At 44.7% G+C, this 13281-nt stretch carries 10 protein-coding genes; 3 read left to right on the forward strand and 7 right to left on the reverse strand.

Annotation, left to right across the window (positions count from 1 at the left end; all coding sequences use genetic code 11):
- Window positions 1-4: 4 nt before the first annotated feature.
- Entirely contained in the window at window positions 5-1309 is a 1305-nt protein-coding gene (locus tag V1225_RS14520; protein WP_160202337.1) for a D-serine ammonia-lyase, read from the reverse strand.
- Between the two features lie 334 nt (window positions 1310-1643).
- Here V1225_RS14520 and V1225_RS14525 point away from each other — a divergent pair, with 334 nt between their 5' ends.
- On the forward strand, window positions 1644-2150 hold the full coding sequence (locus V1225_RS14525) for a hypothetical protein (RefSeq protein WP_160202336.1): 507 nt from the start codon (window positions 1644-1646) through the stop codon (window positions 2148-2150).
- Window positions 2151-2211: 61 nt separating this feature from the next.
- On the opposite strand, the gene V1225_RS14530 is transcribed toward V1225_RS14525, so the two are convergent.
- Complete coding sequence (locus V1225_RS14530) at window positions 2212-4293, reverse strand: sigma 54-interacting transcriptional regulator (protein ID WP_160202335.1); 2082 nt, start codon at window positions 4291-4293, stop codon at window positions 2212-2214.
- 280 nt (window positions 4294-4573) lie between these two features.
- On the opposite strand from V1225_RS14530, the gene V1225_RS14535 reads away from it, so the two are divergent.
- Window positions 4574-6082, forward strand: a complete 1509-nt coding sequence (locus V1225_RS14535) for a Na+/H+ antiporter NhaC family protein (protein WP_338547037.1) — start codon at window positions 4574-4576, stop codon at window positions 6080-6082.
- Window positions 6083-6153: 71 nt separating this feature from the next.
- Here the strand turns inward: V1225_RS14535 and gap are convergent, their stop codons facing one another.
- Both gap and metG read right to left on the reverse strand, forming a co-directional pair.
- The gene (gene gap, locus V1225_RS14540) at window positions 6154-7170 is read right to left on the reverse strand and encodes a type I glyceraldehyde-3-phosphate dehydrogenase (protein ID WP_251615386.1); all 1017 of its coding nucleotides are present in this window, start codon (window positions 7168-7170) and stop codon (window positions 6154-6156) included.
- A 537-nt stretch (window positions 7171-7707) separates the two neighbouring features.
- On the reverse strand, window positions 7708-9633 hold the full coding sequence (gene metG, locus V1225_RS14545; protein ID WP_338547038.1) for a methionine--tRNA ligase: 1926 nt from the start codon (window positions 9631-9633) through the stop codon (window positions 7708-7710).
- A gap of 212 nt (window positions 9634-9845) precedes the next feature.
- On the opposite strand from metG, the gene V1225_RS14550 reads away from it, so the two are divergent.
- Window positions 9846-10430, forward strand: a complete 585-nt coding sequence (locus tag V1225_RS14550) for a nucleotidyltransferase family protein (protein ID WP_160202331.1) — start codon at window positions 9846-9848, stop codon at window positions 10428-10430.
- Between the two features lie 27 nt (window positions 10431-10457).
- Here the strand turns inward: V1225_RS14550 and V1225_RS14555 are convergent, their stop codons facing one another.
- From V1225_RS14555 to V1225_RS14565, 3 genes are read right to left on the reverse strand one after another with little or no spacing between them, the layout of a single operon-like run.
- The gene (locus V1225_RS14555; protein ID WP_338547040.1) at window positions 10458-11237 is read right to left on the reverse strand and encodes an ABC transporter ATP-binding protein; all 780 of its coding nucleotides are present in this window, start codon (window positions 11235-11237) and stop codon (window positions 10458-10460) included.
- Window positions 11222-12229, reverse strand: a complete 1008-nt coding sequence (locus tag V1225_RS14560; protein ID WP_338547042.1) for an iron ABC transporter permease — start codon at window positions 12227-12229, stop codon at window positions 11222-11224. The genes V1225_RS14555 and V1225_RS14560 overlap by 16 nt, the downstream gene beginning before the upstream one ends.
- Window positions 12226-13281 (reverse strand): ABC transporter substrate-binding protein, encoded by a 1056-nt coding sequence (locus V1225_RS14565; protein ID WP_338547044.1) that lies wholly within the window; start codon window positions 13279-13281, stop codon window positions 12226-12228. Before V1225_RS14565 ends, V1225_RS14560 begins: the two co-directional genes overlap by 4 nt.

Below are 13281 nucleotides of genomic sequence, written 5' to 3' on the forward strand. Positions count from 1 at the left end.
CCAATTATTTTCCCATCGCATAATACGCCTGCATTTCTGCTTCCGGCACCATGCTTCCGCCGGTAGCCCAGAGAATATGTGTGGCGTTTTTTAGTTTGTCCTTTAAATTGTTTTTAATCAGATAGCCTTCCGCAGAAAGCACATGCCCCGGTCCTGTAAAAGACGCGCATGCCGACGGTTCAATCCACAAATCCTCAGAATCTGCCAGCTTTGCCAGATATGGGTAGAGCTTGTCATCTTCGATGGTATAGCAACCGTCCAAAAGAGTTTCCATAATACTGCCCACAAGTCTGGACGGTCTTCCTACAGCCAGTCCGTCTGCCGCCGTCTTTCCGTCAAGGCCTACATCTCCGACGGAAATCTCATCGTGAAGACCTGTCAGCATACCCAGTGTCATACATGGCGCATGGGTTGGTTCAGCAAAAAAAATATGAATATGTTCTCCAAAAAGCATTTTCAGTCCAAATGCCACACCACCCGGTGCGCCGCCAACGCCGCATGGAATATACACGAAAACCGGGTTATCTTCATCACAGGTAATCATCTGCCTCTTGAACTGATCTGCCAGTCTCTTTGCTGCTACTGAATACCCTAAAAATAAATCCGAAGAGCCTTCATCATCTACAAAATGACACATAGGATCTTTTGCTGCTTCTTTACGCCCTTCCGCAACTGCTTTCTGATAGTCATCTTGATATTCAATAACAGTAACTCCCTTCTGGCGCAGCAGTTCCTTTTTCCATGCTCTTGCATCAGCTGACATATGCACTGTCACCTTAAAACCCAGCTTTGCACTGATAATGCCGATAGATAGTCCCAGGTTCCCCGTAGATCCTACTGCTACACTGTATTCCCCGAAAACTTTCTTAAAGCGCTCTTGCGCAAGTACTGCGTAATCATCCCCGATAGAAAGCATGCCTCGTTCTATGGCGATGGTTTCTGCAAATTTCAGCACCTCATAAATACCGCCCCGTGCTTTGATGGAGCCAGAAACAGCCAGGTGACTGTCACACTTTAAAAACATTCTGCCCGGAATTTCCCGATTCATCTCCTCCTCAAAAACTTTCTTCATTCTGGTGATTTCCGTAAGAGGCGACTCAATGATACCGTCCGTATTTTCCGTTTCAGGAAAGGCCGTCTTAATATACGATGCAAAACGTGCAAGCCGTGCACCGGCATCCTCGATATCTGCTAAAGAAAAAGGCAACTCTTTCTCTCTTCCAGCTTTCTCATTAAGCCAGAAAATCTCATCACAATTTATCATATTCTGTATTATGGGATGTTCCACAATTAATTTGTCGATGTCCATTGTCCGCTCCTTTCTATACATACAAAGAGTCGCTACTATTATACACTATTTCTGGTATAAAAAAAAGTTTCAATTTCGGTACGATTTTCACTCTTTTGACCCATAATCGGCTCAATTTCAGCAAGTTTTTCCCGTACATTCTGCAAAATTCGACGTACGTCATTATTCTTCCAAATTTTCATGCCGCTACACATTGAAAAATACACATTCTTCATCCCTGCAAAAATTATGGATTTTTTCGAAAAGTCCTACTCTTTTTGGCACAGTTTATGCTATAATTAACAGTAATCAATATAATTTCTCTTTCCCTATATAAAAACATGGAGGTAAAAAAATGAGCAATACAGTTATGCTGAAAAGAGCCTTTAATCAGGCTGTCGCCACTGGCGCAGTTCGCTTTACCGACGCAGACACCGACCTTTTAGTCATCAAAACCTATATTCTGGACTATGCAAAGAAGAACAGTGTCGATATTTCCGCCGCAGAAGTTGAAAGTTTCATCAAGGACCAGCAGAAAAAGTTAAAAAGTCTCTCCACTAAAATCACCGGCGACGGTGTGCATGTAGATATAGAGCAGATTTCCGAAAACTACAAACCGCTGGAAATTTCCAAAGATGAGATGTTAAAAGAAGCATTTGCCCGTGCTGCTTCAAATCCGGCTATCGCATTTTATGACAAAAAACTTGATTTCACTATCATCAAAAATGGTATGGCAGAATTCGCAAAGGAATGCAATATCGAAGTCACTGAACAGGAAATCGTAGATTATATCAAAAAATCTTTCCACGAAATGAATGAAGCTGCAAAAGACTTTTCCTATGAATTTAATGCAATGAAATAGTTTTTCCCACACTAAAAAAGCTGCGTTTTCCTTCGGTCTCGCAGCTTTTTCATTTCTCCTATTATAATCCGTATTTTAATTTCTTTCTTGCGAGGGTGGTCTGGGGCAAACCCAGAAGTTCTGCCGCCCGTCTGGTGGTTCCCTCTTTTTTCAGAGCATACTCAATAATCTGCTTCTCCTGCTGATTCATCAGCTGATGAAAGTCCAGACTGTCGCTATATTCAAAGCTTTTCCTGATATTAATCATCATATCTCCATAAGCATTTTCATTGAGAATCTCATCCACATCTTCGGCTGTAATCACCACGTTCCTGCTGCTGATAATTAGGCGATGCATGACATTTTCCAGTTCCCGCACGTTGCCCGGCCAGTGATACTTATAAAGCTGACCTAAAGCCTCCGGCGACAGTTCCTTGTGGATTCTGTATTTTTTCGTCCAGCTGTCGGCAAAAGTCTGGGCAAGACACAGCACATCTTCCTTTCTTTCCCTCAAAGCAGGTACATCAATTTTACAAATATTCAGCCTGTAGTACAAATCTTCTCTGAAGGTTCCCTGCTCCACTAGGTCCTTTAAAGGCACATTATTGGCAACAATAACCCGCACATTGACAGAAATCTGTCTGGTACCGCCTACTTTGAAGAACTGATTTTCCTGGAGCACCCGAAGAAGCTTTGACTGCATGTTCATTGACAGGGTGCCGATTTCATCGAGGAATAAAATTCCTCCGTCAGCAAGCTCAAAATACCCCGTTTTTCCAGATGATGCTGCCCCGGTGAAAGCGCCCGCCTCATATCCAAAGAACTCAGACTCCGCTAGACCTTCTGCAATAGTGGCGCAGTTAATTTTCACACAGGGCTTTAAACAGCGATCGCTGTTCTGATGAATCAGAGAAAGAATCTTTTCCTTGCCGACGCCGGTTTCTCCCTGAATAATTACGTTGCAGTCGTACTTTGCCACATTCATGACTTCCTCAATCATACTTTTCGTCACCTTGCTTTGATAGACAAAATCATCCTCTTTGCCCGCTGCAATCCGCATGATGTTCTCCGCCTGACTTTTTGTCAGTATTTTCTTCCGATTCTTTTTCTCGTAAAGACGATTGATTTCCTCCAGCTGATTCCTGATTTTACGCACAATTCGCAAAGTAAACTGGGGATAATCCTTCAGATACTGGTCGAAAGCATACATGGTGGTCATCTTACCAAGAGACTCCGCCGCCAATTGGGCTGCGCCATAATGATTTTCTACCGACGTAAAATACACATCGCCAAAAGGCTTTATCATCAGTACCGCTAAGGTTTCTGCACCAAAAATATCTTCCGCTACGATAATCTGATCTACCTGATCCAAATTCGGTTCTTCTTTTCGCAGTGCTTCAAAGGACGCAACCGGCATTGCTAGATTCGTAAAGAAAACTTGCCCTACAAGGGGTTTCATCACATTTCTAATTTCTTTTTGCGAAAGTCCTTCCCTGCTTTCCTCATCCATCACCACCGTCACATGAGAATCTGCAATTCCCGCTTCTTTCAAAGCCGCCGCATACAGCAGTGTACCATAGACAGTTCTTCCGATAATGACCAATTTTTTGTTGGCATGCTCCAGCGCAATATTATACGCCCCAAAGAGACTGCCCGCCTCATCAATTGCCGCCAAGGTGTAGTCCGGACTTAGATCCCTATCTGCTACGTGAACGGGCGATGTCTCAAAGAGAATCGCATAACCACTACAAACAATCTGTCCATAGTTAAAATCTATCTCGTGAATTTCTTCAATATATACAGGAATGCTGCTCAACGAGGCGATACAGTAAATTCGGTCGCCTTCCACTGCACCTACCTCCGAAGTCAGATCTTCTGCAATCTCTTCCACCGTACCTATCAGCACACCGCCGGAACCAATAAAAGGATTATGCAGTTTGCCTCGCTTCTCCACTAAATCCAAAATCTTACTCCGAATTTTGTTTTCATCATATCCGCTGCTGGTACAAATCTGCTGAAAATTCCCCCATTCTAAGTGAATTCGTTCAAGAGAAACTCTCGCTTCCTTGCTAAAAAGCGTGCGGCTGTTGTCAACTTTCCATGCCGTCGCCGGCACGACACCTTTGGGTTCTAATACCCGATTTAAACCATAATTTCTGTCCATTCCTAACTCCTATTCCTTAACAATGCAAGGCTATCCTTTCTTAATCCTATGATAGAACCAGAAAAAAGTCAACCTTTTGAGTCATTTTTGGCGTGTAATTTTTATATTTTTCTCAAAAATGGTTCGTATGCGTGAACAAGACACAATTTTTCTATGTTCTTAAAGTCCTTTTCATACCTTGCAAATACTGTCTCATTGCGTAATTTTCAGACAACTTTCTACTCTTGGCACAGATATTGCTCTTTACATGGGTGGGATTTATTAAGTAAAGGAGAAAAAAATGAACGTTTTAAAAGCAATCTTCAAGTTCGTGCCAATTTTTATTCTGGCAGGACTGATGATGTCCGGACAGGACGCTTTGCTTGCTGCTACTATCGCTGCAGTTGCTGCGGTTGTTGTAGCTAAGCTGACAGAAAAAATTTCTTTTAAAGAATGTATGGACGCTGCTATGGACAGTGTAAAAAACATTATTGTGGCATTATTTATTCTGATGTTTGCCTATGCAATGGCCAGCGCCTTCATGTCAACAGGCGTAGGGGCTTCTGTTGTAAACATCGCTTTATCACTGGGTATCACAGCGAGAACTGTTGCGATTGTAGGGCTTTGCGTAACAGGCATACTCTCTGTTGCTACTGGCACATCTTGGGGCACCTTTGCAGCATGTGCTCCGATTTTCCTGTGGCTGGTGCATATCGTTGACCCTAACTGCATCGAAACCGGCAGCCTGCTTCTGACTACCTGTGCAATCGCAGGGGGCGCATGCTTTGGTGACAACATCGGTCTGATTTCCGATACTACCATCGTATCCTCCGGTATTCAGGGCGTAGAAGTTGTAGACAGAATCAGAAGTCAGGGCGTATGGTCTGTACTGTGTCTGGTTCTTGCTGCTATCGTATTCTTCATTGCCGCTACCGTAATGGGGCTTCCTAATCAGGCGGTAGAAGCCCCCAACGTACTGGACTCCGTTCCACAGAGCGCGCTGGATTATCTGGCTGAAGAAAAGCCTGAAGCGATTAATCTTCTGGATCAGGTACAAAACGGCGTAGCACTTTACATGATAGTTCCTCTCATTCTGGTAATTGGCCTTGCAATTTCAGGGCTGAACACATTCGGCTGTATCGGCACCGGTATCGTATCTGCCTACGTTCTTGGACTTTTCGCAGGCACTACTTCCTTCAACGGCGGCGGACTGCAGGACTATCTGAACATGTGTATGGACGGCTTTGCTGACGCAGGCAGCTGGGTAATCATCATGATGATGTGGGTTGCTGCATTCGGCGGCATCATGGGCAAGATGAAAGCCTTCGATCCGCTGGCAAACTTGATTGTAAGAGTTTCCCACAATGTAAGACAGCTAATGTTCTGCAACGGCTTGCTTTGCCTTACTGGTAATGCAATCCTGTCCGATGAGATGGCACAGATTGTAACGGTTGGTCCAATCATCAAAGGAATTACAGAAGAAAACGTAGAGGCTGAAACAGAAGAAGACATGTATAAGCTGAAACTGCGAAATGCTACTTTCGGTGACGCAATGGGTGTATTCGGCTCTCAGCTAATTCCATGGCACGTATACCTTGGATTCTATGTTGGTATCGCAGCAAACGTATATCCGCTGTTCCAATTCTCTAACACAGACTTCATCAAGTATAATTTTATGGCAATGATTGCTGTAGCTTCTATTCTGATTCTGACTGTCACCGGTCTGGATAGAGTGATTCCGCTCTTCGGACTGCCAAAAGAACCAAAAGTCAAACTCAGGAAAAAAACAGACAAAGAAAACATCGCGTAAATTCCAGTATAATCCCACCTAAAAGGCGCAGGCTCTCATCAAAGAAGCCTGCGCCTTTTCTTATCCGCATATTAAAGGAAATTTCTCAGATATTTCAGCGTTCTTATCATCTGAGACACGTAGCTGCATTCGTTATCATACCATGCAACCACACGAACCTCATAAATCTTGGTGCCGCATCTTTGAGCAAGGGTTTGTGTAGCGTCAAAGAGGGAACCGTAGTTCATGCCGATGATATCGCTGGATACCAACTCTTCCTCTGTATAGCCAAAAGACTCGCTGGCAGCAGCCTTCATGGCCGCATTAATGCCTTCTACCGTTACAGACTCTGTCTCGTCTTTCAGTGTAGCATCCAAAATAGTGATAGATCCGGAAGGCACTGGTACACGCTGTGCAGAGCCAATCAGCTTTCCATCAAGTTCTGGAATCACCAGACCGATAGCCTTTGCTGCACCGGTGCTATTAGGCACGATATTGACTGCACCAGCCCTTGCACGGCGAAAATCGCCTTTTCTGTGGGGTCCGTCCAAAAGCATCTGATCTCCAGTATACGCATGGATGGTCGTCATAAAGCCGGTACGAATTTCCCTGTAATCATTAAGAGCCTTTGCCATAGGAGCCAGACAGTTGGTGGTGCAGGACGCTGCGGAAATGATATCATCTTCGGCAGTCAATGTTTCATGGTTAGTTCCGTAAACGATAGTCTTTAAATCGTTTCCAGCAGGAGCAGAGATTAGAACCTTCTTTGCACCAGCGCGAAGATGGGCTTCTGACTTTGCCTTAGAGCAGAAAAAGCCTGTGCATTCCAGCACGATATCTATACCCAGTTCTTTCCATGGCAGCTGCCCCGGATCTTTTTCAGAGAGAATCGTGATTTTCTTACCATCTACAGTGATAGAATTGTCATCGCAGGTCACAGTATGACCACGATAGCCTCCCTGCACACTATCATACTTCAGTAAATGTGCCAGCATCGCCGGTTCTGTCAGGTCGTTGATGGCTGTGACCTCCATAGTTTCATCTTCAAAAATCTGTCTGAATGCCAGCCTGCCGATTCGTCCAAATCCATTAATTGCAATCTTTGTCATGTTTCACACCCTCCTCATTGTACTGCCCGTTTTTAACACCCGCATGTAATCCCCTGTCAGCAGGCAGTCTGTTAACTATAGTATAGCACAAACCCAACCAAAGTTAATCACAAAAATCGAGTTCAGTCAAATTATTTATCATGGCAAACGCACGAAGACGTTCTATGCCAGCTAACATTGACAAAATTCTTTCATCCCGCGTATTTTTGTCAATAAACCATCAGTGCAGCAGGTCAAAACCGCTCTTGAATCCCTTCTACCTTGCCAAAATTGACAAAAAATTGAGAGTTTGTCAATCTTGTCAATATTAGAACGTAAAATATGAAATAATCGGTATTTTAACGCTTATTTATTGACAAAAATACAAAATATCCAGGAATTTGTCAATGTTCAATTTTTGAAAGTTTTTTCGTGCATTTGCCGTGAATTATTTATAGTTCTATAGAAGACTTTCTTTTCAATAGGCAAACTAAGAGGATTCACCTTGCAAAAAGCCGCCTGCAATTCACAAGCAGGCGGCTTTTAAAACCCATTCTTCTAATCTACCACTACGCCGTCTTCAGCTATGGTAGTAACGATTTCACATCTTTCACCGTTTTCAGCGAACATAATCATGCCCTTTGACTCCAGACCGCGCAGTTTGCGTGGCTTCAGGTTTGCGACGATGATTACTTTCTTTCCGACCATATCTTCCGGCTTAAAATCTTCTGCTACGCCGGAGATAATCTGGCGGCGTTCTGTTCCCATCTTAATCTGGAAGACCAGAAGCTTATCAGCCTTCGGGTGCTTCTCTGCCTTTTCGATAAGACCTACACGGAAATCAATCTTGTCAAAATCATCGTATTCGATTTCCGCCTTCAATTCCAGCGGAATATTCTCTTCTTCAGGCTCTGCGCCAGCTTTCTGCATAGCATCCAGTTCCTCAAGTTCCTTTTCGATATCAAGTCTCGGGAAAATGGCTTCACCCTTCTTCACCTGTTCCTGATACATCATATCAAAAGTAAATGCATCTTCCCATACAACGTCTGCATACCAAAGTCCCATCTGCTTTCTGATTTTCTCAGAAGTCGTGTGCATGAATGGGTGAATCAGAATAGAAATAATTCTCAGGGATTCTGCCAGATTGTGCAGGCAGGTATCCAGTTCCGGCTTCTTTGCTTCGTCCTTTGCAAGAATCCAAGGTGCTTTTTCGTCGATATATTTATTGGCACGTCTAACAAGAATCCAGATTTCTTCCAGCGCCATATTGAACGCGAACTTGTCCATCTGTGCTTCCACCTTGGAGGCCGCGCCAGTCGCGATTGCTTTCAGGTCTTTGTCGATATCGTCTTCCGTGTTGCTTTCCGGCACGACGCCGCCGCAGTATTTTTCAATCATGGAAGCCGTTCTGGACACCAGATTTCCAAGGTCGTTAGCAAGGTCGTAGTTCATCCGTTTCAGCATCACTTCATTGGTGAACACGCCGTCCTGTCCAAAGGTATACTCGCGAAGCAGGAAATATTTCAGCGCGTCGATGCCATAACGGTCGATGAGCTTCACCGGGTCAACCACATTGCCCTTGGACTTGCTCATCTTGCCGCCTTCAAGAAGCAGCCAGCCGTGACCCAAAACCTGCTTTGGAACCGGCAAATCTAAAGACATCAGCATTGCGGGCCAGATAATAGAATGGAATCTAACAATTTCTTTTCCTACAAGGTGCACATCAGCCGGCCAGTATTTTTCGAAAAGTTCCGGATCGTCAGGATAGCCCAAGGCAGTGATATAGTTTGAAAGTGCATCCAGCCATACATAGATGACATGCTTTTCATCAATTGGTACCTGAATACCCCAGTCAAAGGTAGAGCGGGAAATGCAAAGGTCATCAAGCCCCTGTCTGATAAATCCCAGCATTTCGTTTCTTCTGGTTTCAGGTTCAAGGAAGTTGGTATTTTCCAAAAGGTCAATCAGCTTGTCCTGATATTTGGAAAGTTTAAAGAAATAAGCTTCTTCCTTGGCTTTCTGCACAGGTCTTCCGCAGTCCGGACAGCAGCCGTCCACAAGCTGACTTCCTGTCCAGAAAGATTCGCACGGCGTGCAGTACAGACCTTCGTACTCGCCTTTATAGATATCGCCTTTTTCGTACATTTTATTAAAAATAGCCTGCACCCGCTTTACGTGTCTATCCTCAGTGGTTCTGATAAAGTCATCATAAGAAATTTCCATGGTCTTCCACAGCTCTTTAATGCCAGCAACTACACCATCCACGTATTCCTGCGGGCTAACGCCCTTTTCTTCTGCAATGGTCTGGATCTTCTGTCCATGCTCATCTGTTCCTGTAAGGAAACGCACGTCATAGCCTGACAGTCTCTTGAATCTTGCCATAGCATCTGCCATAACTGTACAGTATGTGTGTCCTATATGAAGGTTGGAGCTTGGATAGTAAATCGGGGTCGTAATATAATAAGTTCCCTTTTTCTCAGTCATTTCTATTCATTCCTTTCGTCTCCTGCGCCGAATGGGGCGAGGCAGTTTCTATCTTTTAGGATACCACACAATGGTTGGGTTAGTCAATAAAAGGAAAGAAAGTCCATCCGTAAATCCTTTGGTTTAGATTTCTCAGTCGGGGGGGCTGTACGCACTTCGTTTTTTATTATATAATGTAACAAGCAAATCCTCAGAAAGGAAAAACAGATCATATGAAACTTTCGCATCTTTCCGCTATCATTTTAGCTTCCGGCCGCGCCAGTCGTTTCGGTGAAAACAAGCTTCTCCATCCGGTTGACGGCAAGCCGATGATAGAGAAATTATTTTCCTCCATTCCGTCCGGCCTGTTTGAGCAGGTCATCGTCGTATCCACCTATAGCGATATTCTGACAATATCAAAAAAATATGGTTATATGGCAGTCCGGAATGAGGATACTACCAATGATATCGCAAAAACCATAGCCCTTGGTATGGCTGAAATCAATCCTCTTTGCCGAGGCTGTATGTTCTTTGTTTCCGATCAACCCTGGCTCACAACACGGACCATTCAAAATCTCGCTGCTCACTTCAGCGAAGAATCGGAGAAAATTCACGTTCCGCTTTGCAACGGTAAACAGGGAAATCCGGTTATCTTTCCATCGCGTTACTTCATGGAACTTAGCGCTCTGCCCCCTAATCACGGTGGAAAATATCTTTGCAAAAAGTATCCAGAAGCAGTTTCCTTTCTGCCTGTTCTCAATCCTCTGGAACTAAAGGATATAGATAAAAAAACAGATTTACTCTCTGTCCGCAAATAACAGGCTGGGCGAAAACTGCCCGGCCTGTTACTGTCTGTAACCGATATAAAGTTCTTTGCCTCTACTGTACACTTTCACGCCAGGGAATACTTGCCGCAAATTATCTTCCATTTCCTCTGCTGATACTTCTGTCATTTTCATCTCCGCACAGATTTTACCTGCCTTTAACAGATACACTTTATCACAATAGGATAAGGTTAGCTGGGGATCGTGAAGTACAAGCAGCGCGCCCAAATTTTCTTCATCAGCTAATTTTCGCAGCATCTGCATAAGATGATACCTGTTATTTACATCGAGCGCGCTGTCCGGTTCATCAAATAGGAGAAGCGGAGCGCCCTGCACCATTGCTCTGGCGATCATTACCATCTGCTTCTCGCCTTCACTCAGATACATATAATTCGCCTCCCCTAAATAGGATAAGTGGAGGTACTCTAATGCTGCCCGCGCTTTGCGTATATGACGTTCCGATGGCGTCTGCCCGAAAGACAACTCAGGATTCACACCCATAAGAACCATATCCAATACGCCTGTATCAAAGTATACGCCAAATCGCTGCGGCAGATACGCCGCCAATTTTGCGCGCTGCTTCGCTGAAAAATCCCATACATGATTCTCCTCGATGAATATTTGTCCATCCTGCTGCTTCTCCATACCTCCGATCAGCTTTAAAAGAGTAGATTTTCCAGAGCCATTCTCTCCCAGCAGCGCGCAAAGCTGTCCGGCCTCCACCTGCAAAGAAACGCCGTCCAGCACCGTTTCCCGCTTGTAGGAAAACTTCAAATCCTCTATTCTCAGTAAAATCTCCAATCCCTCCTTTTTATCATCAACAGAACTAAAAACGGCGCGCCAATCAATGACGTCAAGATGCTGATAGGAATTTCAATGTCGAAAAATCCCCGAGAAGCACAATCCGCCATAACCATCAAAATCCCCCCTAAAATACAGGCTAGCGCCGCCGTCTTAAGATTACTTTTCTGGGTTAACATTCTTGCAGCATGAGGCGCGACCAGACCGATAAAGGTAATCAATCCCGTAACCGATACGATGGCAGACACAATAATAGTCGTCGCCGCGAGAATCACAGTTCGCGTCAAACCTACTCTAACGCCCAGAGCTGCGGCTTCCTCATTGGATAATCCGAGGATTGTAATCTGATAGCGAACGAAAAACAGGGCGGCCATACCTGCTGCAAAGAAAGGAAATACCCATAAAACCTTAGAAAACGTAATTGCAGAAAGCCCTCCCATAGACCAGTATTCCAGAGGCGCCAACTCACGATTGGGATCCGCGAATAGTTTCAGTACCATGATGACAGCTTCAGCCATAGCGCTAATTACAATGCCCGAAAGTACAATAGAGGCCAATGAATTTTTGTGTCCGTTCTTCGAGAAAAACAACACCAGCAGAACAGCCCCTATCCCTCCGAGGAATGCGTAAATGGGCACAAGTATTGAACCTGCGCCCATCATTACAATTCCCACAGCAGCTCCCGCATTAGCGCCACTGGCCACGCCAATTAAATCGGGAGACGCCAAAATATTCTTAAACAGAAGCTGATAAATATATCCTGCCAAGCTTAAACCTACGCCTGCCATAAGCGCCATCAATGTACGCGGCAGCCGCAGTCTCATAAAGACGTCATAGGTTACCCCGGCGACCTCATGTCCTCTGCCGGTCAGAATCTTAACAATCTCGTCTAATGAAATGGGATATTTTCCAATCAGCAGCGCTATACCAGTAAAACACAGCAGCGCTATCCCAAAAATGTAAATCAGTCGATTTTCTTTTTTACCGTTCACGACAGTGTTACAAGCTCCTTATCTGCTTCAAATCCATAAAAACGCTGATAAAAATCTGCCACGTCTTCTCTCAGCTCATCTAAACTATACGCTTCCGGATGCAGTGCGGCAAAAAGCCACAGCTTTCCAAGCGCGCCTGATGGAACAGGCGAGTCCCAGGCCTCAAAGTCTGAAGGCATAGTCAGCACTTTACCTTCCTTTACGGCGGTTAAATTAGCAAGCTCAGGCACAGCGCACAGGTCTTCTGCTGTATAGCTGGCTTCCGGTACGATCACAATATAGTCAGGATCCCATGCCAGAAGCTGTTCATAAGAAACGCCGGACCAGCTGTCGCCTTTAATTTCAGCAGCTGCATTTTTACCTTTCGCCGCTTCAATCAGCGTATTCTGATACATATCCGCCGGACAGGTTCTAAGCATATCACTGTTGCCCGCCAGATAAATAATCGGCGCATCTTCCTCTTTTCCTTTTTCCTGAAGCTTTTCATTCACCTCATCGTAGTAATGCAGCAGCGCTTCGGCTCTCTCGCCTTCTCCTACTGCAGTAGCGATCATACTGATCGCTTCCTCAAGCAGTTGATCGTCTTCGGGACTGATCAGTAATACTGGAATACCCATTTCCTCTAATGCCCGCGCCGGTTCCTGAAGCTTTTTCGGCAAAACCACCAAATCCGGTTCTAACGCGATACATGCCTCTAAGTTGAAATCCTTTGCTGACCCTGTATTCGGCAGATCAATAATTTCAGGCGCGGCAAGTGTATAGATATTTCTCTCTTTCGCCTTCGCCTCAATGCCTACCAACCGTTCCTTGCAATCCAACGCAAGCAATATAGATGTAGAGATATAATAACCGCTTACGATTTTCTCTGGCCTGCTTTCAATCGTCACCTCACGACCCGCCTGGTCAGTTACGGTCACCTTCTCCCAAGAAGTATTGCCGTCCTTCGACGCATCGTTTTCAGATCCACAAGCTGCTGCCGAGAACATCATAGAGAAGATCAGCATCAGCACGAGAAGCTTTTTAAATCTCCTATTTTCATTTCTTATATTCAT

This window comes from Emergencia sp. JLR.KK010 (genome assembly GCF_037018265.1).
GTDB classification, from domain to species: domain Bacteria; phylum Bacillota; class Clostridia; order Peptostreptococcales; family Anaerovoracaceae; genus Senimuribacter; species Senimuribacter intestinalis.

Bases quoted from the DNA above. Each gene is read 5' to 3' on its own strand.
- V1225_RS14550 (WP_160202331.1), top strand. From the start codon at position 9,846: ATGAAACTTTCGCATCTTTCCGCTATCATTTTAGCTTCCGGCCGCGCC.
- V1225_RS14525 (WP_160202336.1), top strand. From the start codon at position 1,644: ATGAGCAATACAGTTATGCTGAAAAGAGCCTTTAATCAGGCTGTCGCC.
- V1225_RS14530 (WP_160202335.1), bottom strand. From the start codon at position 4,293: ATGGACAGAAATTATGGTTTAAATCGGGTATTAGAACCCAAAGGTGTC.
- V1225_RS14565 (WP_338547044.1), bottom strand. From the start codon at position 13,281: ATGAATATAAGAAATGAAAATAGGAGATTTAAAAAGCTTCTCGTGCTG.
- gap (WP_251615386.1), bottom strand. From the start codon at position 7,170: ATGACAAAGATTGCAATTAATGGATTTGGACGAATCGGCAGGCTGGCA.
- metG (WP_338547038.1), bottom strand. From the start codon at position 9,633: ATGACTGAGAAAAAGGGAACTTATTATATTACGACCCCGATTTACTAT.
- V1225_RS14535 (WP_338547037.1), top strand. From the start codon at position 4,574: ATGAACGTTTTAAAAGCAATCTTCAAGTTCGTGCCAATTTTTATTCTG.
- V1225_RS14520 (WP_160202337.1), bottom strand. From the start codon at position 1,309: ATGGACATCGACAAATTAATTGTGGAACATCCCATAATACAGAATATG.